We start from the raw sequence: 22555 nt of genomic DNA on the forward strand, positions 1-22555 counted from the left end.
AGCCCGAGCCCATGGAATACGTTCGCGTTTGCGACGCCTTCGGCACCGGCTACTTCTACATCCCCGGCACCGAAACCTGCCTGAAGATCTCGGGTGAAGTTCGCGCGACCCTCGGCTTCAACAGCGCCGACAGCGATGACGGCGACGACTGGGACAGCGCAATCCGCGCCCGCGTCAACTTCGACGCCAAGAACGATTCTGAAATCGGCACCATTGGCTCCTTCATCCGTATCCAGGGTGATGACTCCGAAGGCGACGCCTTCGTTCAGCAGGCTTACATCACTGCTGGCGGTTTCAAGGCTGGTAAGGCTGCGACGTTCTGGGACGATCTCGGCACGAACGGCGAATCTGATCGTTTTGCTGACGTGACTGTCTACAACACGATCTCCTACACCTACGCTTCCGACGCCTTCACTGCTGGCCTCGGCGTCGACGACACGTCTGAGATCAGCGACACCAACGACGTCGCAATCGAAGCCTTCGCAAGCGCCACCTTCGGCGTTGCAACCGTCGCGGTCTACGGTCTCTACGAAACCGAACTTGAGAACGGCGCAGTCTACGGCGTCCTCTCTGCCGACCTCGGCCCGGGCAAGCTCGAGCTGGCCGGCATGTACACAACCTACGACGCAGGTCAGAACTCGACCTTCATCGACTCGCTGCCGGGCTCTGGCGCCGACATCGAGTGGAGCGTTGTTGCTGCTTACACCTTCAAGGCCACCGACAAGCTGTCGATCGCTCCTTCGGTTACCTTCCTGGAAGACCTGTCGGGTAACGGCGCCTGGGGCGCTGGCATCTACGGCGAGTACGCGCTTGCACAGGGCCTCAAGGCTTCGGCAACCGTCGACTACCTCGACGAAGACAACCAGGACGAACTCTGGAGCGGCTTCGTTCGCCTGACCCGTTCGTTCTAATCCACAACGGATTAGCGATCTGACGAGGGGTCCGGCTTCTATTCGAGCCGGATCCTTTTTGCCTTTTCAGGGTCGACTTGAAAGCCCGTTGAACCAACGGCTTGAAACGATCCGAAGCATCAGAACACGCAACAGAAAGGAGCGCCCACGGATCCATCGAGACAGTCCTATATGGGCTTATCACAAAAGTTTGTGCCGTTTTGCACTATACTTTTTATAAAACATAACTTTTATACGCCCGTGGGGATGGGCGGTGAGCCCGTTCGCGTGCTCGCCAAAGAGGGTTCGGGGGATACATGCAGGTGGAAATGCCGGCCGGTGGAGGTTTCGACACGTTTGTCGAGGTGCCTCGTTATTCCGTCCATTATCATTACAGCCAGGGAAACATCCTGCACGAAGTGCGCGAAACCAATCTTCGCGAGCTGTTCGGCAAGTATGGTGACCTGCTGTGGATGAATGGCAGCCACAAATATAACGTAACGAATTTTATCGGAGAGCTTCACGATCTCCTTGATTTTCCGAGCTTCTCGACATTTTCCCAAGAGATGCTCGACCAATTGATCGGCAAAATGCGCAAACGCGGTAACAGCAACGCCACCATCAACCGAAAGATGGCGGCCTTGAGCAAACTGCTGCGAAAGGCGTATAAAATGGGAGACGTTCACAGTCTGCCGGAATTCAAGCGCCAGAAAGAGAAAGCCGGGCGTATCCGCTTCCTCGACCGGGATGAAGAAGACGCGCTGTTTTCGGAAATCCGGGCGCATTCCGAACTTTATTACCGGTTCTGCCTGTTCCTGGTCGATTCCGGGGCCCGCCTGAGCGAAGGCCTCAATCTGCGCTGGGGCGACATACACAAGCATCGCGTGACCTTCTGGGTGACAAAGTCGGGCCGCTCGCGTTCCGTTCCCCTCACCCAGCGTGCCGCTGCCGCGATCGAAGCCTCGGACCGCCGCCATTCGGGGCCCTTTGCCGAGATCGACCAGCAGCGTTTTCGCATCGCCTGGCACAATGCCAAGGATGCAATCGGCTTTGCCGACGACAAGGATGTGGTGCCGCATGTGCTGCGCCACACCTGTGCCTCGCGTCTCGTCCAGGGCGGCATCGACATTCGCCGCGTGCAGATGTGGCTCGGGCACCAGACACTGACCATGACGATGCGCTATGCGCATCTTGCATCGCATGACCTCGACATGTGCGTACCAATTCTGGAGCGTGCGGCCACCGGATGAGACAGTCTTTTTTTTGTTAGTGATATGATAGCGCTACCATCACTTTGAAAAGACTATTTTATTAGGTGTCATTAATAACTGTTTTGTAAAGCAACAGAGGGGCCGGCGATTGCCGGCCCCTCCTTTTCGTTCAGCGATAGATCTGCAGAATTGACAGGGCTGCCCGCAGTCGGAGCGCGCTCAGGCCAACAGGCTTTTCAGGTCGAGAGCGGGGTCTGCGATCGCCGACGGTTCGACCGGTCTTCCGGTCTCCAGCAGCTTCTTGCCCGTCACATAGGCTTTCGCATCGTTGATCGCGTCGACGGCGATGAAGGCGCCCTCGCGGAAGTACCAGACAGACAGACTGCCCTCCCGCTGGCCGGGACGGAGCACCGTCCTGTCATAGCCGAGGTTGAACCCGGCAATCTGCAGCTTGACGTCATACTGGTCCGACCAGAACCACGGCTTCGGATCATAGGGCTCCATGCCGCCGGCCAGGATAGCCGCAATGGCCTCGGCCTGATCCACGGCGTTCTGGACGGATTCAAGCCGAACCGGCTGCCCCTTCCAGTCCTGCACAGCACAGTCGCCCATGGCGAAAATCGCGGGGTCGGAGGTCCGGCCAAACGCATCCACGACGATCCCGTTCCGCACCTCGAGGCCGGCATCCGCCGCGAGCCGGTCATTGGGGGTCACGCCGATCCCGACGATCACCAGATCCGTGTCGATCACACGGCCGTCGGAAAGCTCTGCGGCCTTCACCCGGCCCTCGTCGCCGATCAACCGCGTGAGACCCGTCGTTTCATGGATGACCACGCCCTGGCTCACATGAATGGCGCGGATCGCATCGGCCGTCTCGCGGGCGGCAACACGGGCGAGAATACGGTCGGCCATCTCGACCAGCGTCACCTCGAGGCCGAGCTTGCGGGCGACGGCTGCGGCTTCAAGACCGATATAGCCGCCGCCGAGGATCAGCAGCCGGTGTCCGGGTTTCATCTCGGTGGCCAGGCGATCGGCATCCGCCTTGTCGCGAACGGTGAAGACGCCGTCGAGGTCTCCGCCGATTGCGGCCGGCAGGCGGCGCGGTGTGGCACCGGTCGCCAGCGCCAACGTTTCATAGACGACATCGCTGCCGTCATAGAGGCGCACGGTCCGGCTTTCCCGGTCGATGGCCTCGACCGGCGTCGACAGGCGGATCTCCACATCGTTTTCGCCATACCAGGCCTCAGGCCGATACAGCAGCCGATCGAACTCCATCTCGCCGAGCAGGTACTTCTTCGACAATGGCGGACGCTGATAGGGCAGGACGGGCTCGGCCCCGAGAATGGTGATCGGTCGCATGTCCTTCAGCGCCCGCAACTTTGCAGCCAGGGCAAAGCCCGCCTGCCCCGCTCCGACAATGACCAGCCGTCCTGCCATTTTGTCCATTTCCCAGACCAATCCTTCACACGAGAATCGCCGCCGGAGGGCCGGCAGCGATCATTTAAAACAAGGCCTAGCTTTGTGGCGATTTGCGGTCAAGTTTCGGGGCCAGGACCTCCCTCGCCCGTCAGCTCAGCGGCGCGGATCGGGCGCCTTCGGGGTGATCGCCAGCGGCGGATCGAAGCCTTCGGCGATCGCCTTCCAGTCGACGAACTTGAAATTCGTCTGCGGGGTCTCGCCGTCGAGGCCGTTGATGTCGCCGGCATAGCCGTCCTGGGTCACGAAGAGACCGTTTTCGAAGCCGGGTAGGCCCGTCGAGAGCACGTCGGCGCCATCGCTTTCCTGCACCGCATCGACGCCGTCACGCGCTGCGATCCGGAAGGAGCCTTCGAGCTTCAGGCTGTCACCGATCGAAAACACGGCAAAGCTGTCGTCATAGGGCGCATCAGTCGCCACCGCATCACCATGGGCCTGGCCCTGGCTGGAGGCGAGCAGATAACGGACGCCGTTTTCACCATAATAGATTGTCAGGCCTTCGACATCGCGGGCAATTGCACTGTCACGATTGTTGAAGCTGCTTTCGGTGGAGCCGCGCGTCTCGTAAACCAGCTGCGGTGCTGTCTCGGCGTTGCGGATGTCGATCTTCCAGATGCCGACGTCTTCCTGCCCGGCATAGAGAATGCCGGTGGTCGCATCGACCACGCTGCCCTCGAATTGCGGGCTCCAGTCCTTCAACGGCTCATCGTCCGTTTCCTGGAACAGATCCTGGTCCTTGTGCGTAGCCGGCACGAGAACCGACCTTTCGAACCTGGCGCCAACTTTGCCGTCGGGCAAGGCCTGGAGGGTGAACAGTCCCACCAGCGGCTGATGCCTCTGGGTGCCGGCGACCCAGGTCAGGCCGCTGTCGCGATCCGTCCAGGCGGTCAGACCATAGATGGTGTCCTGATCGTCCAGCGGATTGTCCTCGCTGCCGGCCTGGTCCTTTGTTGGACGCTGGGGAAAAGCGCGCGGTTCCGCCGGATCGGTGACTTCCACCAGCGGCTCGGCGGCGGTCGCATCGATGCGCCAGACACGGATGACGTCGAGACCGCGGTCACTGCCGACGGCCAGATCCACCTTCTCGCCATTGGCCAGGGTAAAGCCATAGACAAGGTCGACATTGTTGACGCGGCCGTCTTCGCGCGAGGGGGCCAGCGTCTGCACCAGCTCGCCGCTCAGCGAATAGACCCGCATGCCGCCATTCTTGACGGCGGTGATGACAAGGCTGCGGGCCGGATCGGCCGTGTTGGCGTAGATCGCCGGATCGTCGGCGTCGGCATCCATGTCCGCCTCAGTCAGGAGCGGCGTCTGGAGCGTCGGCTGGATGTCGTGAACCTTGTAAGCCTCGGCGGCAACTGGCCCGGCGAGGCAGGTGCTTGCAGCAAGAAGAGCGATAAGGAAGGATTTCATGAAACGTGGCTCCTGGCAAAGAGGACATTGTCCCGTGCCGGGCCCATATACCCCCTGTGCTACACTTTTTTGACAGGGGCGACCGAAATGAAACAACGCCTCCCGGGAGGGAAGAGGTTGTCGGAACAGGGAAAATTGCGCGATGCCGCGCATTTGATGCAGTCTCTCCACCATCCGGTAACGACCATCGGCTAACCTGACGTTGTACATTTTAGCCGTAGGAGGGTGACATGCCCTTGCAGAGGATACCGGACGCCAGATCGGACATCCCTCGGGACCAGATCTTCGAGAAATTCAGGGTGGACAGACCCGGGAAGATCGTCTTCGTTGGTCATCACCTCAGCATGAAGATGTCCCAGCGCTGCCTCATCCGGACGATCTCGCTCTACGGCGCCGAACTCGATGTTTCACCGCATGTCACGGTGCCGAGCAATTTCTACCTGCAAATCCTGGGGATTCACGACGAGATCGGCTGCACGGTGATCCGGCGCAAAGCCGAGAAGCTGACCATCGGCTTCAACATGCTGATCGACGCCGAGTTTCTCCATCATGTGGTTCGGCTGGCGTTCGAAACGAGCCACTGACCTTTCCAAGCGGACGGATGCATTGACAGCGCCTGCGCAAGGCCTGCGTGCACCCGTGCCGCAACCGCCTGAAACGATCCCTTGAAGTCAAATATTCGCATTCCTTAAAACTTGATCGAACTTGTTGATGCTACTGCAAATATTAATGCCCAGAGTGTCATCACACGAGTAAGGGGAGCCGGTCATGGTGATGGAAAATGCGACGCATCTGGCTGGGGTCCGATCGGAGATGTACGAACGCAAATGGGAGCGTTTCTATGTCCGTCGGCCGGCGAAGGTCATGTCGGTCCGTCCCGGTCTAACCGGCATCACCATCCGCAGCTGCGAGGTGGTCGACATTTCCCAGGGCGGTGCGGCTCTTGAGCTGACGACCGCGATCGGCCTCTCCGCTCATTATTATCTGCAGATCGTCGGCCTTGCAGACCGGATCGGTTGCGCCGAAGCCTATCGCAACGGCAATCGTGTCGGCGTCAAGTTCATCGCGCCGATCTCGGAGCATATGCTCCACCGGATCGTCCGCGCCGACTTCATGCTCGGCGAGGCGGTCAACGCGCCGGTCAAGCCGTTCCAGAACGGCAACGGTGCGCGCCTCGGGCGCTGAAGCACCGCCGCCAATAGCGGTCCGATCCTCGCAGAACCGGCCTTGCGTCCAAAGCTGCGCTTCTTATTGTGAGCGGATCGAACTCGATCCGCCGGAACCCGCTTCGCAATGACCGCCTTTTCCCGTTTCACGCCCCTCGCCGCCTCCCTTCCTGCCACCGTTCCATTTGTCGGCCCCGAAGCCATAGAGCGGCAACGCGGTCTGGCCGTGCGCGCCCGCATCGGCGCCAATGAAAGCGGCTTCGGTCCCGCCCCGTCCGTACTCGCCACCATTGCCGAGAAGGCCGGAGAGATCTGGAAATACAACGATCCGGAAAACCATGCGCTCAAGGTGGCGCTTGCCGCACATCTCGCCCTCAAACCGGAAAACTTCGTGGTCGGCGAAGGCATTGACGACCTGCTCGGCCTCATCGTCCGCCTCGTCATCGAGCCCGGCATGCCCGTCGTCACCTCGCTCGGCGCCTATCCGACCTTCAACTTCCATGTGAATGGTTTTGGCGGAAGGCTTGTCACGGCACCCTACCGCGCCGATCGCGAAGACCTCGACGCCCTGCTCGCGCTGGTCCGCCAAGAGAATGCGCCGCTCGTCTATTTCGCCAATCCCGACAACCCCATGGGAAGCTGGTGGGATGCCGACAGCATCGTCGCCTTTGCCCGTGCCCTGCCCTCGACCACGCTGCTCATCCTCGACGAGGCCTATAGCGAAACGGCGCCCGAAGGTTCGATCCCAGCTGCAGATGCGCTGATCGACCTGCCCAACGTGATCAGAACCCGCACGTTTTCCAAGGCTTACGGCCTGGCTGGCGCCCGTGTCGGCTATGGCATCGGCACGCCCGGTACTGTCAGAGCCTTCGACAAGATCCGCAACCATTTCGGCATGCCGCGACTTTCGACAGAGGCTGCCCTCGCGGCACTCGCCGACCAGGCCTACCTCTCGGATGTGGTCGCGCGGATCAAGGCTGCCCGTGATCGGATCGCGGCGATCGCACAGACGAACGGATTGAAGCCCCTCCCCTCGGCCACCAATTTCGTCGCCATCGATGCCGGTCGCGACGGGGTCTTTGCCCGCGCCATCGTCGACGGATTGATGGAGCACGGCGTTTTCATTCGCATGCCGGGGGTGGCGCCGCTCAATCGCTGCATCCGTGTTTCGACGGGGCTGCCCGACGATCTCGATCTCTTCGAACAGGCTTTGCCGCAGGTGCTCAAGTCGCTCGGCTGAACCGTCTGCGACAATAGAAAAAACCGCGCCGGCCTTGTTCCTGCCGGTCGCGGTTTTCATGAAGTGTTGGCCTTGGCCCCGTCCAAAGGTCCCCGCCACGTTCCCCTTTCGGGTTCTTGTTGTGATATCGTCCGCCGCAGCTGCGACGGGAATATGTCAGTGCATGGTCATCCATTCGCGGGCGGCGCGAAGCGCCTCTGCGAGTTGGACCTTGCTCATGGTCTGGGCGAGATCGGCGCGCAGCTCGGCTGCATGGTCGCAGCCTTTGATCGCGGCAATGTTCAGCCACTTGTGCGCCGACACGAGGTCAACAGGGCAACCGCGGCCGGTCGCATACATCAGGCCCATGTCGCGGAAGACGTCGGCCCGGGTTTCGCCACCCATCGTGGCATTTTCGGAATTGTGCATTTCAAAGCGTGCCATTGGTTTTGTCCCTGTTTGCCTAGTTTCTCAGTCGTCCCTGTTTTCCCTTGCGGGCCCTTCCAAAACGGCGCCGGATCTTTGTCCGGTCGTTCTCGCTTCGGTCGGGTTTGGCGGGGTTTTTCCCTGCTCGTTTGATGGGTTCACTATGCCAAACGGTCTTTGAAACTCGCTTAAAATGCATCCTTAATTTGCTGAAAACAAAGTACAAAAGCTTCGTAAACTTCGGATTCCGTTAAGTATCACACCCCCTGCAACTTAAGGATTTCGAGACAAAATTTACGAAAGCTTCACGCTGGCAAATAAACCGATTTTTCACCACGTTTTCCGAAGGCGTTTTGGAAAAATGCTGCATTTGCAGTGTTTCGTGGCTTTCCACGCCTCCCTTTACGGGGCGGATTGCATTTTACCTTTACGTGTGCGTAAGATTATTCTTAACCGTTGGGCCGGCTGCGGAGAGGACCGTCTCCGACCACGGGAGAGGACCATCATCTCGGGAGGAGAGATCAGACCATGCGTTCCATCATCATTGCGGCAGCACTCGCCCTTTCGGCCTTCACGGCCCAGGCCGCCGAACCCATCGAGGGCAACTGGAAGACGGCGTCGGGTGCCACGGCCGAGATCGCCCCCTGCGGCGGCTCCTTCTGCGTGACGCTGAAGAGCGGCCAGCATAGCGGCAAGCAGATCGGCAAGATGGCCGGCAGCGGCGACAGCTATAAGGGCGAGATCACCGACCCTGAAACTGACAAGACCTATTCCGGCTCGGGCTCCGTCTCCGGCAACTCGCTGAAGATGAAGGGCTGCGTCATGGCCGTGCTCTGCAAGAGCCAGACCTGGACGCGCCTCTGAGGCCAACGGCGTTTCAGAATACAAAAGGGGCGCCGGCTGCAACCGGCGCCCCTTCTGCTTTCAAGGGCGGATCAGATCGGCTGACCGACATCGATGCGATTGCCGTCCGGATCCTCGAAGACGAAGGCGCGCAGGCCGTAGTCCTTGTCCTGGAGCCGTTTGACCACCTTCAGCCCTCGCCCCTGCACGAGGTCATGCAGATGGTCGATGTTCTCGACCATCATATGGGCAACGTTGAAGTCGGCTGCCGTGTGGTTCTTCTGCAGTGTGAGATGCAGTTCGGCATCGTCACGCTGCAATATGACGAAGCCGATGGGACTACCGTTCTCGAACACGGACCTGAATCCGAGCAGATCGATATAGAAGGCCTTTGCGCATTCGATGTCCTTGACGGGCAAGGTTGCGGCAATGCGCCCGAACCGGAGGGCGCCTTCATTCTTGCTGTTCATGGGTGAAACCCTGTTGCCGGATGGCGGAACTGAGGGAGACGGTGCTCCACGCGCGATGCCATGCCGGAAGGAGTGCTGGACGGGACGGTGCCCGCCTGTTGCCATTATGACCAGAAGCGGGATCGAGGGAAGAGGCCATCCCGAATGGCGGCGAATTTCAGTTAACCCTTGTGAATGCCAGATGAACTGGCATCTCAGATCATGTTCAGCGCATGCCAGATAAAACCTTTCCATCGGATCGGAAAGGAGCAAGGACATGGCCAAGCTGGCGCGGCGTTTCACCATCATCTCGCTGACCATGGCACTGTTCGCCATGATGTTCGCCCAGCTCGTGGTCAACAACCAGCCCTCGATCCGGCATCAGTCGTCCGGCCTTGTCGCCAGCTGCGCGCCGACCGGGCTGAACAGCTGCCGCCCGACCTTCTGACCTGGCCACAGGCGCAGGCTTGCGGCAGCCAAGGTGCTGGAAGAAATCTTGACGCTCGGCCAACGACGTCGTTTGCTTGTCAAGTTTCCTTTCCTATAATGCGCCATGAACACACGAATCTTGTCCCCCGCCCCCCAGAATTCCATCAGCCCTGAGCCTTATCAGCCGCAGGTCTTCACAGATGCGACGGCCGCGGTCGACGCACTGACCGCGCTTTACGAGCGCAACACGACATTCCTCATCGAGGCCTTTTCGGCACTCGCCAAGGGCGGCGCGATCGAGGGCCGCTACCGAGCCTTCTACCCACAGGTCAGCATCGAAACGACGAGCTTTGGCCATATCGACAGCCGCCTTTCCTATGGCCATGTGACTTCCCCCGGCATCTATACGACCACCATCACAAGGCCGCAGCTCTTCCGGCATTATCTGAAGGAACAGCTGGCCCTTCTGATGCGCAATCATCAGGTGCCGATCACCGTGTCGGAATCGGCGACGCCCATCCCGCTGCATTTCGCCTTCGCCGAAGGCGCGCATGTCGAAGCCTCTGCCGGCGGTCTCGCCGACATGCAGCTGCGCGACATTTTCGACACGCCTGACCTCACAGTCACCGACGACGAGATCGCCAATGGCGAATATGAGCCGCTACCCGGCGAACCGCATCCGCTGGCGCCCTTCACCGCCCAGCGCATCGACTATTCGCTGGCGCGGCTGTCGCACTACACGGCGACCAGTGCGAACCACTTCCAGAACTTCGTGCTGTTCACGAACTATCAGTTCTATGTCGATGAATTCTGCGCCTATGCGCGCAAGCTGATGGCCGATGGCGACAGCGAATACACGGCCTTCGTCGAGCCCGGCAACATCATCACGCCGGCCGGCCACACGGAACCGACCGAGGGCGTGGCACTCGGACGACTGCCCCAGATGCCGGCCTATCACCTGAAGAAAAAGGGTCATGCCGGCATCACCGTCGTCAATATCGGCGTCGGCCCGTCCAATGCCAAGACGATCACCGACCATATCGCGGTGCTCCGACCGCATGCCTGGCTGATGCTCGGCCACTGCGCCGGGCTTCGCAACAGCCAGCGGCTTGGCGATTACGTGCTGGCGCATGCCTATATGCGTGAAGATCACGTGCTCGACGACGACCTGCCGGTCTGGGTGCCGATCCCGGCGCTGTCGGAAGTGCAACTGGCGCTGGAAGACGCGGTCGAGGAGATCACCGGCTACGAAGGCTTCGAGCTCAAGCGCATCATGCGCACGGGCACGGTCGCCACCATCGACAACCGCAACTGGGAACTGCGCGACCAGCGCGGCCCCGTCAAGCGGCTTTCCCAGGCGCGGGCGATTGCGCTCGACATGGAATCGGCGACGATCGCCGCCAACGGCTTCCGCTTCCGCGTGCCCTATGGGACGCTGCTCTGCGTTTCCGACAAGCCGCTGCATGGCGAGCTGAAGCTGCCGGGTATGGCGACGGCCTTCTACAAGACCCAGGTCAGCCAGCATCTGCAGATCGGCATCCGGGCACTGGAAAAGCTCGGCGCCATGCCGACCGAGAAGCTGCATTCGCGCAAGCTCAGAAGTTTCTTCGAGACGGCGTTTCAGTAAGACAGCGAGCGCAGCGGTCGGCAGAATGGACAAAATGGTCTCCGGCAGGAATTTCGTTCCTGCCGGCAGTTGTCTGATGGGAGCCTGAATCTCAGCGCGCCAGAAATTCGCCGCGCGTCAGCTCATACCAGACATCGCCGTGTTCGGAACCCGGGATGGGATCGGGAAAATCGGCAAACTCCGTGCGCATGTATTTCATGCCGATCTTTTCCATCACACGTCGCGACCCCTGGTTCACGGCCATCGTGGTTGCCACGATCCTTTCGTAGCCACCGCTGGTGAAGCCCCATGTGACAAGCGCCGAGGCGCCTTCCGGCGCCAGTCCCCGGCCCCAACACGCTCGGCGCAGGCGATAGCCGATCTCGGCCATCGTTTCCGTCTCCGGAAACAGGCAGAACCATCCGACAAACGCGCCGTCGGCCGTCCCGCGTGCGGTCCACACATAGGGTTCCGTGCCTCTCGGCATCAGGAACGGCGCTTGCTCAGGGTCGATCTTCTCATGATCGACGGCGCCGCCATTCAGAAAGCGCATCACTTCCGGGTCGCATTCGAGCGCGATGAAATCGACGGCGTCACTCGAATGACAAGGAGCGAGGGTCAGGTTGGCCGTCTGTAGTACCACCATCAGGTTTCCTCGCAGGTCTTCCGGTTCAGGGACGATGTCGGGGTGGGCGGGAAGGCTTCGGTCGGGCACGACTGGCCCCGCCCTCCCCTGTCAAGCCTCCACCACCTCCGCCTCACAGCGCACCGGAAAATTCACCGAATTGGCGATGAAACACTTCTCGTGGGCATCGTCATGCAGTTCGAGCGCGAGTTCCGGGAAGGTGCCACGCTTGATGCTGACCTTCGGCTTCAGCACGACGTCGACGAACTTGCCCGTGCCGTTCGCATCCATCTCCATCACGCCCTCGGCATGGTCCTCATAGGCAATGACGATCACGCCCGACACTGCGCAGAAGTGCAGATACCACAGCTTGTGGCAGGCCGAGAGGGAGGCGAGGAAGAGATCTTCCGGGTTCCATCGCGCCGGATCCCCGCGAAACGCGGGATCGGCCGATGCCAGGATATCGGGCTTGCCCTCGGCCGAAATCACGTGGTCGCGACCATAGTCGCGATAGCCGGACGTCCCGCTGCCCGCATTGCCCTTCCAGGTGATACAGACCCTGTATTCGTGCCGTTTCTCGATCATGACTGTTCCCCGAACCGCGAATCCTGCGCCATCATAGGCGCGGCGGGGCGTGACGTCCAAGCGTCGCGAATGACAGAAATTGGTTTAAGGCTCTTGTATTCGCGGAGTTACGATATATCTTAGATGCAATTCAAACAGAACGAGAGATATCATGAGACATAATCACAACAGCTGCGGCGAGCGCGGCAAATCCTTTTCCGGCTTTCGTCATGCCATGCAGGCGATGCGTCAGGGAGGTCCGTTCGACGGCACAGGGCGCGGAGCACGCGGACGTGGCGAACGGCGGCGCATTTTCGATGGCGGCGAACTGCGCCTCGTGCTGCTCAAGCTGGTCGAGGATCAGCCACGGCATGGCTATGATCTGATCCGCGAAATCGAGACCCTGTCTGGCGGCGCCTATGCCCCCTCGCCCGGCGTTGTCTATCCCACCATGACCCTGCTGCTCGACATGGGGCTGGCGGAAGAACACGAGAGCGAAGGGCCGCGCAAGGTAATGACCATCACCGAGGCCGGCCGCAACCATCTCGCCGACCGGGCGGACGAGGTCGCGACCGCCATCGGGCGCCTCACCGCCCTTGCAAAAGTCAGCGAAAGGACCGATGCAGCCCCTGTCCGCCGCGCCATGCACAACCTGAAGCAGGCCCTGCACGACTGTCTGTCTCGCGAGGCAACGACCCGCGAGACGCAACTGGAAGTCGCCCGCATTCTCGATGAGGCGGTCGGCAAGATCGAAAGGCTCTGAACATGGCAAAATCCATCGCAACCGTGCCGACCGAAAGCGGCTGGAAATACCTGCAACAGCTTTGCAAGCACTGGTCCCACAAGCTGGAGGTCGAACTCGACGAGCAGAACCACAAGGCAGTGGTCAAGTTTCCCGAAGCGACAGCATCCATGCAGTGTGATGCCTCGAGCCTGACGGTCTTGATCGAGACCGAAGATGCCGCAAAGCTCGAAACCTATCAGGGCGTGGTGGCCAGCCACCTCGACCGCTTCGCCTTCCGCGAGGCACCCCTGCCGTTCGACTGGAAAGCGGCGTGACCACCGCCTTCTGACGACGAGAGCGGCCTTGCCAAATCACGCCGGGGCCGCTCTAACTTGTCCGACAACAGGAGGACAAGCGCATGACCCATCTCGCCATACCCGATCTCGCCGGCAAGGCTGTGCTGATCACCGGCGCGTCGAGTGGTATCGGCGAAGCGCTGGCACGCGCCTTTGCGGCCCAGGGCGCGCTGGTGGGGCTGCACTACAATTCCAATACGGAAGCGGCGCATGCGATTGCCCGCGAGATCGAAGCCGCTGGCGGCAGCGTCGTGCTGGTCAAGGCCGATGCCGCATCGTCCGAAGCCATGGCCGAGGCGGTGGCCCATGTCGCCAAGACCTTCGGCCGGCTGGACGGGTTGATCAACAATGCCGGCAGCATGATTGCCCGCATTCCCTATGAAGAGATGACGGATGCGCATTACGACAAGGTCATGGACGTCAACGCGCGCTCGGTGCTTTCAGCCAGCCAGGCAGCGGTCCCGCATATGAAGCTGCAGGGTGGCGGCTTCATCATCAACACGACTTCGGTTGCCGCCCGCACCGGCGGCACTGCCGGCTCGGGCGTCTACGGCTCGTCGAAAGCCTTTGTCGGCGCGGTCACCAAGGGCATGGCGCTGGAATTCGGCAAATACAACATCCGCGTCAATGCGGTCGCGCCCGGCGTCATCACCACGGCCTTCCAGGACAAATATGCCCTGCCCGGCCAGCTCGATCAGGTGGCCGGCAGCGTACCCTTGAAGCGTACCGGCACACCTCAGGACTGTGTCGGCGCCTATCTCTTCCTCGCGTCCGAGAGCCTGTCCGGCTACATCACGGGACAGACGATCGACATCAATGGCGGGCAGTTCATGCCGTGAGGGCGGTTCGCTATCAAAGTTCGTAGGGGACAGTGATATCTGGATGGTGACGCGGGAAACCCTTTGTATCCCGTGTCAGCAACCGCAGGCCGTTTGCCTTGGCAGCCGCCCAGATCATCGCATCCGGTAGTTTAAGCCTGTGGCTCTGCCTGACGATCACCGCATGATCGGCGACATCCTGCGTCAGTCCAATGACTTCAAATCCTTTCAGAAAGGCCCGTGTAGCGTCGCCCAAATCAGACGGGGCTCCTACCATCACCTCTATCCAGGTGATGATACTGATTGCCCGTTCCGGGTAGCTGTCCAAGACCTCCTGCGCCTCAGGCACGCCGTTGAGGAAGTCGATCACGATATTCGTGTCGAAGAGTGCCTTCACCATTCCGAGCGGAGTCGACGCTGGACGGCAAGTCCGTCTTCGGAATTGCCCCAGAGCCCGAAGCCACTGCGAACAACATCATCCTTCTGTCGGTCCAGAAGTTCACCCACGGCTTCTCTGATCAGCGAAGCGCGGGATACCTGCTTTGCGGCGGCGAGCTTATCCAATGCTTCGATCTGAGCGTCGGGAATGTCGACCAAGGTGCGCATCGGTCCTCCGAGTGATATGGCTTCTGTATATCACCCGGACGACAAATTCGCCAGATCGATCTCGGCGGGCGAGATGATCAGCGGCGGCAAGAAGAGCATGCGGTCGCCGGTGGCACCCCTCAGGACTGCGTCGGCGCGTACCTTTTCCTCGCCTCGCCGATGCTGTCCGGCTACATCACGGGGCAGACCATCGACATCAATGGCGGTCAGTTCATGCCGTGAGGGCTTGAGTGGTGACGGGCGCAAGGGGAAGCCTTACAGGCGCTCGCCCGGCAAACGGCTGGCCTGTTGCACCCAATCGAGAAATTGCCGCTCGTCGAGCACATCACCCTCACGGATATCCAGATAGCGCACTCTCTCCTGCCTGGACTTTCCCGGCGGGACGGGATCCAACAATGCGCCGTCGAAAAAGGTGAGCTTCACGTATTTCGTAAAGCAATGAAAAGCTAGAAACCAACGGCCACTTTCGACGCCATAAAATGGCGTGTTCCACTTCACCGCCTTGCTGACGTCTGGCACCGCCTGTTCGACAAGCGCATCCAGGCGACGACCGAGTTCACTTTTCCATCCCGGCATGGCGGCTATGTAAGCCTGTACGGGCGCGTCTCCATAGCCCTTGGCGATTTGTGGATTTCCGCCGGAAAGCAAGACCACACCCGGGTCGGGCTGCTGCGGCGCCGGCCCAATCGATCCGCCATCCCCCTGCTTTGGCTTGGAAGTTAAACCTCTTTTCCTCGTTGCCTCTTCCGCCATCGTGCAGTGCCTCGCTCAGCTTACCTTGGCGGCGCTGGGCCCGTTCACCCCTCGCCGCGATTGTCCTTCAGCCAGTCCAGACCATTGCGCAGCGTATCGACTGCCTGATCGATCTCGGAGCGCGAGATGATCAGCGGCGGCGAAAACAGCATGCGGTCGCCGGTGGCACGCAGCACGACGCCGGCATTGACGCACTGGTTGCGCACGCCGGTCCCCGTATCGTCAGGTTTCTTGAAGCGGCGGCGGGTGGCCTTGTCGGCGGCGATCTGGACGGCACCCATGAGGCCGACGCTGACGGCTTCGCCGACAAGCTCGTGATCGGTGAGCGAGGCCAATGCCTGCGCGAGATAAGGGCCGGTGTCGTCGCGCACGCGCTCAACCAGGCCTTCGTCCTCGATGATGCGGATATTCTCAAGCGCTGCGGCAGCGGCCACCGGGTGACCGGAATAGGTGTAGCCGTGGTAGAAGTCGCCGAGCTCGTTGACCATGACTTCCGCCACGCGGTCGGAGACCAGCACGCCGCCGATCGGCAGATAGCCAGACGAGAGGCCCTTGGCGATCGGCGCGAGGTCCGGCTCGAAATCGTAATGCTGATGGCCAAACCACGAACCCAGGCGGCCGAAGCCGGAGATGACTTCGTCGGCCACGAGCAGGATCTGGTATTTGGCGCAGATGCGCTTGATTTCCGGCCAGTAGGTCGAGGGCGGCACGATGACGCCGCCGGCGCCCTGGATCGGCTCGGCGACAAAGGCGGCGACGTTCTCTTCGCCAAGTTCGAGGATCTTGTCCTCCAGTTCGCGGGCGACCTTCACGCCGAAATCCTCGGGCGAAAGATCGCCGCCCTCGGCATACCAATAGGGCTGGTTGATGTGGTGGATGCCTTCGATCGGCAGGTTGCCCTGCTCATGCATCCATTTCATGCCGCCGAGCGAGGCGCCGGCAACGGTCGAGCCGTGATAGGCGTTCTTGCGGGCGATCACCTGCGTCTTGGTCTCATGGCCGAGCGCCTTCCAGTAGACGCGCGCCATGCGGAACCAGGTGTCGGAGGCTTCCGAACCGGAATTGGAGAAGAAGACGCGGTTGATCTTCGGGCCAGTCTTTTCGGCGATCTTCTGGGCGAGCAGCGTGGTCGGCGGCGTCGTCGTGCCGAAGAAGGTGTTGTAATAGGGCAGTTCCAGCATCTGGGCGTGAACCACATCAGCGATCGACTTGCGGCCATAACCGACATTGACGCACCAGAGGCCGGCAAAAGCGTCGAGATACTGCTTGCCCGTCGAATCCCAGATATGCACGCCCTCCGCCCGGGTGATGATCTTGGTGCCGGCCGCATTCAGCTTCTTCATGTCCGAGAAGGGATGAAGATGGTGGGCAGCGTCGATGGCACCGAGATTGGAGACGGCGGTAAGCGGCTTGTTCATGGGTCGGGTCCTTGACCGGGGCGGAAGCTCTTGCTTTCACGGCCAAACATGGTCCGCGTGGCAGCCCTGCCCCGCATTGAAAGGCGGAACATTATCGGCTACGAACATGACCTTCCAAAACGCGTTTGGCAAGGCACCGATTGCCGCGTTCCTCCGGCCAAATCCGACCTGACAAGCCAACGAAAGTTCCATCCATGACCGCATCCAAAGAGGCCGCCGATCTGACCGCAGCCGATCCTTCCGCGCGCATCGAGGTGCTGCTGGTCGGCATGAATGGCGACCTGCGCGGCAAGATGATCCCGCTCAAAGCCGAGGACAAGGTCTGGAAGAACACGGTCCGCCTTCCGGCCTCGACACAGTCGCTCGACATCTGGGGTGACGACAATGACGACATCACAAAGATCTCGCTGACGCTCGGCGATCCCGATGGCATCTGTACGCCGGACAAGAATTCGCTGACGACGCTTCCCTGGGGGCCTGCCGGTTCCAAGCAGGTGCTCGCCACCATGCATACACTCTCCGGCGAGCCGCATTATGTCTGCCCGCGCGCCATCCTCGCCAATGTGATGAAGCGCTTCGAGGAAAAGGGCCTGACGCCTGTCGTTGCCACCGAGCTCGAATTCTACGTGATGGAGCCTGACTTCCGCGACACCGGCGTGCCGATGCCGCCGAAGGCGCTGGTCATGAACGGCGAAGTCGAGGGCTATCAGCTCTATGACATGCGCGCGACCGCCGCGATGGAAGACTTCCTCGATACGGTGCGCGAATATTGCGACGACATGGGTCTGCCGGCCGATGCGACGACTGCCGAATTCGGCCCCGGCCAGTTCGAGGTCAACCTGTTGCACAAGCCGGATGCGATGGCGGCTGCCGACGACTGCATTTACCTCAAGCGCGTCGTCGATTTCGCCGCCCGTCGCCACGGCTTCAAGGCCACCTGCATGGCCAAGCCCTATGGCGACCATGCGGGCTCGGGCCTGCATGTGCATGCCTCGATCATCGACAAGGACGGGAAGAACATCCTCGACACCAAGGGCGGCGATCCGGTGAAGCTGAAGTCGATCACCGCCGGCATGCTGAAAAGCATGCAGGATGCGCAGCTGATCTTCGCACCCTTTGCCAATTCCTATCGGCGCTTCCAGCCGGGCTCGTTCGCACCCGACAAGATCGACTGGGGTTTCGGCAATCGCGGCACGGCGATCCGCATTCCGGACAAGGACGGCCCGGCCGCCCGTATCGAACACCGTGTCGCGGGCGCCGACGCCAATCCGCACCTGCTGCTCGCCGCCATCCTCGGCGGCATCCTGCTCGGCCTCGACGAGGATCTTGATCCCGGCCAGGTCACCACACCTGATAGCGCGCCCGAAAACCCCGACATGCTGACCTATGATTTCCTGACCGCCGTCGAGCGTTTTCGCGCCTCGGCCTTCATCAGGGATATCTTCGGCGCCGAATACCAGCGCATCTATGGCGACACCAAGCGCAAGGAAGCGATGGCCTATCTGCGCACCGTGTCGAGCTTTGATTACCAGACCTATCTGCCGCGCATTTGATCGTCGTCGAGACGCATGGGAGATCATCGAAACGGCGCCCGATCGGGGCGCCGTTTGCATTCAGGCCTGCGGCTGGGCCGGGGGAACGAACACTTTCAACTGCCCCGCATGGATGCGGATCTCGACATCGGCCGGCATGCGCAGCAATTCGCCATCCAGCACGCAGGCAGCACCCTTGCGATGATTGGGAAAGTGGAGGTGCACCTTCTCGGCAGTCGAGGCCGTCACGGCCTGGTTTTCCTTGAACTTGCCCCGGATGATGTCGAAGGCAAGCAGCCCGACACCCGTCGGCTCCAGCGGTTCGGTGAGATAGACGCCCAGCCTGCCGGTATCGACGCGGTCGGCGAAGAACAGCGAATTGTTGCCCAGCGGATTGTTCGACACCGAAATCGCCGACACCGGTCGTTCATCGCTGCGGCCATCGCCGTCGATGTCGAAGATCACCTCGAAGCGCGGCGGATCGAGCATCACGCCGAAGGCCGCACTGGTGCTGGCGCGGATCTTGCCGAGACGGGAGGCGAAATTCATCTGGTTGCGCATCCGCACCATGCGGGCATGCAGGCCGGCAGAAAACTGATGGACGAAGGGGCGGCCATTGGCTGTGGCGATGTCAACATCGGCCACAGCGGCAGCGGACAGGGTGTCGAGCACTTTCCAGATATCGAGCGGCAGCTTCAGCGAACGGGCAAAGAGGTTCATCGTACCGGCCGGGATGATGCCGAGTGGCATGCCGGCCTTCCACGCGACACCCGCCGCCGTCGAGATCGTGCCATCGCCGCCGCCCGCCAGAAGGGCCTCGATCCCGGCTTCATGGCTCGCTGCCTCCAGCGCCTCCACGATTTCCGCGCCTGCCACGACCGTGCAATCAAGATCATGCCCCCTCGCCGCAAAGGCTCGCGCCGCGCTTTCGCAGTAGGCCTGCATGTCGGTGGTCTTGAACGTCCCACCGTCGCGATTGAGTACCGCCTTGATCTTCATGAAATTCCCTTGGGAGCCAACACGCCCTGCCCTTCAGCAATGCGGCACGGCGACAATTTGTTGCGTTGCCACACAGATCGACAGTCGATGTGGGAATTTCAAGGCAGGCGGTCAGTATCAGCCGGCTTCCAGGCGCGGTAAAGGGGCTCAGGCAGATGGCGGCAGCTTCAGCGAGGCGCCTGTCTTGACGCTGCGGATCGCAAAGTTCGAGCGTATGTCGGTGACATTCGGCAGGACGAGCAGTCTTTCGGTGAGCAAGCTCTCATAGGCCGCGAGGTTCTCCACCACCACCTCCGCCAGAAAGTCCGATTCCCCGGAAATCATGTAGCAGGCCACCACCTCGGGAATGTCGAGCAGCGCCTGATGCAGGGCATCGGCATTCTCCCGGGTGTGTCGGGCGACCTTGAAGGCAACGAAGACGGTCAGTTCGAGACCGAGCGCCCGGCGGTCGAGATCGACCCGGTAGCCCCTGATGACGCCTTGTTCCTCCATGATCCGGATCCGCCTCAGACAGGGCGACTGCGAGAGACCGACACGCTCCGCGATCTCGACATTGCTGGTGCGGGCATCCGTCTGGAGGACATCGATGATGGCGCGGTCTAAGCGATCCAGTTTTGGCATCTTCTTTTATCTAGGATCCAAATATTGGCAGATATTGCCAAACCTCTAAGCTTTATACGAGAAAATTGCAAGGACACGCGCCCACCGTTGCGCCTAGACTGGACCTCGCCCCTTCCTCGGAGAAACGCATGTCCATGGCCGGCACATCCCCCGTCCTCACGCCCCGCAAAACCCTGCTCGGCGCCCTGTCGGCCCTCTCCGTCGTGTTGATCTGGGCCTCGTGGCTGATCTCGACGCGCCACAGCGTCGGCTCCGGGCTCGGACCGCTCGATCTGAGCCTGCTCCGCTACGGGATACCCGCGCTGGTGCTGGCGCCCGTCTGGTGGCGGACCGGTCTGTTTCCCAAGGGTGCCATGGGACCGCTGGTCCTGATGATCCTGGGCTCTGGGGCTCCCTTCTTCCAGCTCGTCGCCTTCGGCATGCGGCACACGCCGGCCTCGGCGGCTGGCGTTCTCTTGCCGGGGCTGATGCCGCTTGCCGTCGCGGTGATCGGCATGACCGTGCTGGGGGAGCGCCCGGACAGGCTGCGCAAGCTCGGTATGGCCGCCATCCTGGCCGGCGGCGCGATGCTGCTGCTGGGCAATACAGGACCGGCTGGTCTCGGCTGGATCAGTTTCACCATCCTGCCGCTCGGCGCATGCCTCTGGGCCGTCTATACCCATGCCTTTCGCCGCAGCGGCCTCGACGCCTTCGAGGGCGCTGCCCTTGTCTGCGTCTGGTCGACGATCTTGAACATTGCGGCGCTGCCCTTCTTCGGCACGCACTTCCTCACGGCTCCGGTCGGGGAGATCGCGCTGCAGACGCTGACGCAGGGGATCATGTCGGGCCTGATCGCCACGCTGCTCTACGGTGCTGCGGTTCGCGCCCTCGGCGGCACCCAGGCCGCCGCCTATACCGCCATAACACCTGTGGCTGCCGCGATCGGCGGCGCCTTGCTGCTGGCGGAACCACTGGGACCGGTGACGATCGCCGCAGCGGTGGTCACGGGCCTGGGTGTGCTGCTATCAACCGGACTTCTGTCCCGCAGCGGAAACCCGGGCCCCTAAGCCATCAGGCGGCGGAGCGCATGATGGCAGCGCTGCCGACCGGCATCATGCTGGGCTTCATGGTGGCGCCCTCGACGGCAACCAAATTCTCCTGACCCCAGCGACCGAGGGCCTGGATGACGGGTTCCAGGCTGCGTCCGAGCGGGGTCAGCGAATAGTCGACGCGGGGTGGCACAACCGGATAGACTGTGCGGGCGACAAGCCCCGCCAGCTCCATGTCGCGCAACTGCTTGGACAGCATCCGGTGGGTGATCGCCGGCAGACGCTTGACCAGTTCGCTGAAGCGCAGCACCTCGTCTCTCAGAAGATGATGGAGGATCACAGCCTTCCATTTGCCATCGAGGAGTTGCAGGGTCGCCTCGATCGGGCAACCACCGAGGTCCGACATTGCAGAATTGGTATCGCGCGCCATTCAAAATCCCTTCTCAAACATTCGACGCGATCGGCTGACCGGCGCGTCTGTTCCCACTTAGCCCTGCCGGCCTGGAGCGAAAAGACTCCGTTCGGCCGGAATTGGTCGACACAGCGTCAACAGGGCATTCGACGCAGAATCGCATCGAAGAGTTTCATCTGACGGGAGATTGGGGCGAAGTCGGGAGACCGAAAGGGCGATTTCGCATTCGTGAGCGATCGTGTCGACGCGGCTCGCGGACTGATCACAAAATCGTGGCGCCGATCAGACGACCGACGCCACGCAAAACTGCCGGTTTGTCGGGCGGCTCAGGCCTGCATCACCACAACCTTGGAGCCGACAGCCACCCGGGCATAGAGGTCGATCACATCATGGTTCATCATGCGCACGCAGCCCGATGACATGGCCTGGCCGATCGACCAGGGCTGGTTCGTGCCGTGGATGCGGAACATGGTGTCGTTGCCGCCGCGGTAGAGATACATGGCGCGAGCACCCAGCGGGTTGTTCGGGCCGCCGGGCAGGCCGCCTGCATATTTCAGGTTCTTTTCCGGATCGCGGCGGATCATGTTCGCCGTCGGCGTCCAGGTCGGCCATTCGGCCTTGCGACCGACATAGGCATTGCCGGCCAGCGCGAGACCCGCACGGCCCACGCCAATGCCGTAACGCATGGCCTGGCCGTTGCCCATGATGTAGTAGAGACGGCGCGCAGGCGTATCGACGACCACGGTTCCTGGCGCGTGACTGGTTTCGTAGGCCACTTCCTGACGGCGCAGTTCCGGCTTGATCTTTTCCAGCGGCACCTTCTTCAGCGGATGCGGTTCGTCCGGCAGGTCGCCATACATGGCCTGCTGGTTCTGCATGGACTGACAACCAGCCAGGAAAAGCGGCAGACCGAAGAGGAGACCGCGGCGTGAAATAGTCATGGTTCTGGAGCCCCTGGAACACGATTCGAT

The 22555-nt window shown here is 61.4% G+C and carries 27 protein-coding genes and 1 pseudogene; 14 read left to right on the forward strand and 14 right to left on the reverse strand.

What is annotated here, in order from left to right; translation table 11 throughout:
* Together J2045_RS20420 and J2045_RS20425 are read left to right on the forward strand one after the other, a co-directional pair.
* The coding region (locus J2045_RS20420) for a porin (protein ID WP_307376476.1) at positions 1-911 on the forward strand (911 nt) is incomplete at its 5' end.
* A gap of 296 nt (positions 912-1207) precedes the next feature.
* Positions 1208-2140, forward strand: coding sequence for a tyrosine-type recombinase/integrase (locus J2045_RS20425; protein ID WP_307376478.1), 933 nt, complete (start codon positions 1208-1210; stop codon positions 2138-2140).
* Between the two features lie 180 nt (positions 2141-2320).
* On the opposite strand, the gene J2045_RS20430 is transcribed toward J2045_RS20425, so the two are convergent.
* Entirely contained in the window at positions 2321-3538 is a 1218-nt protein-coding gene (locus tag J2045_RS20430) for an NAD(P)/FAD-dependent oxidoreductase (protein ID WP_307376481.1), read from the reverse strand.
* 135 nt (positions 3539-3673) lie between these two features.
* Positions 3674-4990 carry a phytase gene (locus J2045_RS20435; protein WP_307376484.1) on the reverse strand — a complete coding sequence of 439 codons (1317 nt, stop codon included), beginning with the start codon at positions 4988-4990 and terminating at the stop codon, positions 3674-3676.
* Between the two features lie 230 nt (positions 4991-5220).
* On the opposite strand from J2045_RS20435, the gene J2045_RS20440 reads away from it, so the two are divergent.
* The 3 genes from J2045_RS20440 to J2045_RS20450 all read left to right on the forward strand — a co-directional run bounded on the left by J2045_RS20440 (position 5221) and on the right by J2045_RS20450 (position 7396).
* Positions 5221-5574, forward strand: coding sequence for a hypothetical protein (locus J2045_RS20440; protein WP_307376487.1), 354 nt, complete (start codon positions 5221-5223; stop codon positions 5572-5574).
* 184 nt (positions 5575-5758) lie between these two features.
* The gene (locus J2045_RS20445) at positions 5759-6175 is read left to right on the forward strand and encodes a PilZ domain-containing protein (protein WP_166605014.1); all 417 of its coding nucleotides are present in this window, start codon (positions 5759-5761) and stop codon (positions 6173-6175) included.
* A gap of 108 nt (positions 6176-6283) precedes the next feature.
* Positions 6284-7396, forward strand: coding sequence for a pyridoxal phosphate-dependent aminotransferase (locus J2045_RS20450; protein ID WP_307376490.1), 1113 nt, complete (start codon positions 6284-6286; stop codon positions 7394-7396).
* Positions 7397-7552: 156 nt separating this feature from the next.
* Here J2045_RS20450 and J2045_RS20455 read toward each other — a convergent pair whose 3' ends face one another.
* A complete protein-coding gene (locus J2045_RS20455; RefSeq protein WP_307376492.1) occupies positions 7553-7819 on the reverse strand; it encodes an SEL1-like repeat protein in 267 nt (88 codons plus the stop codon).
* Between the two features lie 510 nt (positions 7820-8329).
* Here J2045_RS20455 and J2045_RS20460 point away from each other — a divergent pair.
* On the forward strand, positions 8330-8665 hold the full coding sequence (locus J2045_RS20460) for a DUF2147 domain-containing protein (protein ID WP_307376494.1): 336 nt from the start codon (positions 8330-8332) through the stop codon (positions 8663-8665).
* 71 nt (positions 8666-8736) lie between these two features.
* Here J2045_RS20460 and J2045_RS20465 read toward each other — a convergent pair whose 3' ends face one another.
* Positions 8737-9114: a glyoxalase superfamily protein gene (locus J2045_RS20465; RefSeq protein ID WP_307376496.1), complete on the reverse strand. Its 378-nt coding sequence runs from the start codon at positions 9112-9114 to the stop codon at positions 8737-8739.
* Positions 9115-9370: 256 nt separating this feature from the next.
* Between J2045_RS20465 and J2045_RS20470 the strand changes: the two genes are divergently transcribed.
* Positions 9371-9541 carry a hypothetical protein gene (locus J2045_RS20470; protein ID WP_166605018.1) on the forward strand — a complete coding sequence of 57 codons (171 nt, stop codon included), beginning with the start codon at positions 9371-9373 and terminating at the stop codon, positions 9539-9541.
* A 105-nt stretch (positions 9542-9646) separates the two neighbouring features.
* Positions 9647-11149 carry an AMP nucleosidase gene (locus J2045_RS20475; protein WP_307376499.1) on the forward strand — a complete coding sequence of 501 codons (1503 nt, stop codon included), beginning with the start codon at positions 9647-9649 and terminating at the stop codon, positions 11147-11149.
* 91 nt (positions 11150-11240) lie between these two features.
* On the opposite strand, the gene J2045_RS20480 is transcribed toward J2045_RS20475, so the two are convergent.
* Positions 11241-11774, reverse strand: coding sequence for a GNAT family N-acetyltransferase (locus J2045_RS20480; RefSeq protein WP_307376502.1), 534 nt, complete (start codon positions 11772-11774; stop codon positions 11241-11243).
* Positions 11775-11864: 90 nt separating this feature from the next.
* Positions 11865-12338: an OsmC family protein gene (locus J2045_RS20485; protein WP_307376504.1), complete on the reverse strand. Its 474-nt coding sequence runs from the start codon at positions 12336-12338 to the stop codon at positions 11865-11867.
* A 151-nt stretch (positions 12339-12489) separates the two neighbouring features.
* On the opposite strand from J2045_RS20485, the gene J2045_RS20490 reads away from it, so the two are divergent.
* The 3 genes from J2045_RS20490 to J2045_RS20500 all read left to right on the forward strand — a co-directional run bounded on the left by J2045_RS20490 (position 12490) and on the right by J2045_RS20500 (position 14236).
* Positions 12490-13080, forward strand: coding sequence for a PadR family transcriptional regulator (locus J2045_RS20490; RefSeq protein WP_307376506.1), 591 nt, complete (start codon positions 12490-12492; stop codon positions 13078-13080).
* A gap of 2 nt (positions 13081-13082) precedes the next feature.
* Positions 13083-13376 carry a DUF2218 domain-containing protein gene (locus J2045_RS20495; RefSeq protein WP_166604289.1) on the forward strand — a complete coding sequence of 98 codons (294 nt, stop codon included), beginning with the start codon at positions 13083-13085 and terminating at the stop codon, positions 13374-13376.
* Positions 13377-13459: 83 nt separating this feature from the next.
* Positions 13460-14236: an SDR family NAD(P)-dependent oxidoreductase gene (locus J2045_RS20500; protein ID WP_307376510.1), complete on the forward strand. Its 777-nt coding sequence runs from the start codon at positions 13460-13462 to the stop codon at positions 14234-14236.
* A gap of 13 nt (positions 14237-14249) precedes the next feature.
* Here J2045_RS20500 and J2045_RS20505 read toward each other — a convergent pair whose 3' ends face one another.
* Positions 14250-14615, reverse strand: coding sequence for a type II toxin-antitoxin system VapC family toxin (locus J2045_RS20505; RefSeq protein WP_166604287.1), 366 nt, complete (start codon positions 14613-14615; stop codon positions 14250-14252).
* Positions 14609-14821 (reverse strand): ribbon-helix-helix domain-containing protein, encoded by a 213-nt coding sequence (locus J2045_RS20510; protein WP_307376513.1) that lies wholly within the window; start codon positions 14819-14821, stop codon positions 14609-14611. Before J2045_RS20510 ends, J2045_RS20505 begins: the two co-directional genes overlap by 7 nt.
* Before the next feature lie 111 nt (positions 14822-14932).
* Between J2045_RS20510 and J2045_RS20515 the strand changes: the two are divergent.
* A pseudogene (locus tag J2045_RS20515) lies at positions 14933-15043 on the forward strand (oxidoreductase); the annotation flags it as partial.
* Between the two features lie 33 nt (positions 15044-15076).
* Here J2045_RS20515 and J2045_RS20520 read toward each other — a convergent pair.
* Together J2045_RS20520 and J2045_RS20525 are read right to left on the reverse strand one after the other, a co-directional pair.
* Positions 15077-15574 (reverse strand): DUF1801 domain-containing protein, encoded by a 498-nt coding sequence (locus tag J2045_RS20520; RefSeq protein ID WP_307376516.1) that lies wholly within the window; start codon positions 15572-15574, stop codon positions 15077-15079.
* 44 nt (positions 15575-15618) lie between these two features.
* Positions 15619-16992 carry an aspartate aminotransferase family protein gene (locus J2045_RS20525; RefSeq protein WP_307376520.1) on the reverse strand — a complete coding sequence of 458 codons (1374 nt, stop codon included), beginning with the start codon at positions 16990-16992 and terminating at the stop codon, positions 15619-15621.
* Between the two features lie 194 nt (positions 16993-17186).
* Between J2045_RS20525 and J2045_RS20530 the strand changes: the two genes are divergently transcribed.
* A complete protein-coding gene (locus tag J2045_RS20530; RefSeq protein ID WP_307376522.1) occupies positions 17187-18545 on the forward strand; it encodes a glutamine synthetase family protein in 1359 nt (452 codons plus the stop codon).
* 60 nt (positions 18546-18605) lie between these two features.
* On the opposite strand, the gene J2045_RS20535 is transcribed toward J2045_RS20530, so the two are convergent.
* Complete coding sequence (locus J2045_RS20535) at positions 18606-19523, reverse strand: diacylglycerol/lipid kinase family protein (protein ID WP_307376524.1); 918 nt, start codon at positions 19521-19523, stop codon at positions 18606-18608.
* Between the two features lie 147 nt (positions 19524-19670).
* Positions 19671-20144: an Lrp/AsnC family transcriptional regulator gene (locus tag J2045_RS20540; protein WP_166604277.1), complete on the reverse strand. Its 474-nt coding sequence runs from the start codon at positions 20142-20144 to the stop codon at positions 19671-19673.
* Between the two features lie 134 nt (positions 20145-20278).
* Between J2045_RS20540 and J2045_RS20545 the strand changes: the two genes are divergently transcribed.
* Positions 20279-21190, forward strand: coding sequence for a DMT family transporter (locus tag J2045_RS20545; RefSeq protein ID WP_370873184.1), 912 nt, complete (start codon positions 20279-20281; stop codon positions 21188-21190).
* 4 nt (positions 21191-21194) lie between these two features.
* Here J2045_RS20545 and J2045_RS20550 read toward each other — a convergent pair whose 3' ends face one another.
* Positions 21195-21602 (reverse strand): winged helix-turn-helix transcriptional regulator, encoded by a 408-nt coding sequence (locus J2045_RS20550; RefSeq protein WP_307376532.1) that lies wholly within the window; start codon positions 21600-21602, stop codon positions 21195-21197.
* A gap of 308 nt (positions 21603-21910) precedes the next feature.
* Entirely contained in the window at positions 21911-22525 is a 615-nt protein-coding gene (locus tag J2045_RS20555) for a L,D-transpeptidase (RefSeq protein WP_307376534.1), read from the reverse strand.
* Positions 22526-22555 lie beyond the last annotated feature (30 nt).

The sequence above is a fragment of the Peteryoungia aggregata LMG 23059 genome, assembly GCF_030814435.1.
Classification (GTDB): Bacteria; Pseudomonadota; Alphaproteobacteria; order Rhizobiales; family Rhizobiaceae; genus Allorhizobium; species Allorhizobium aggregatum.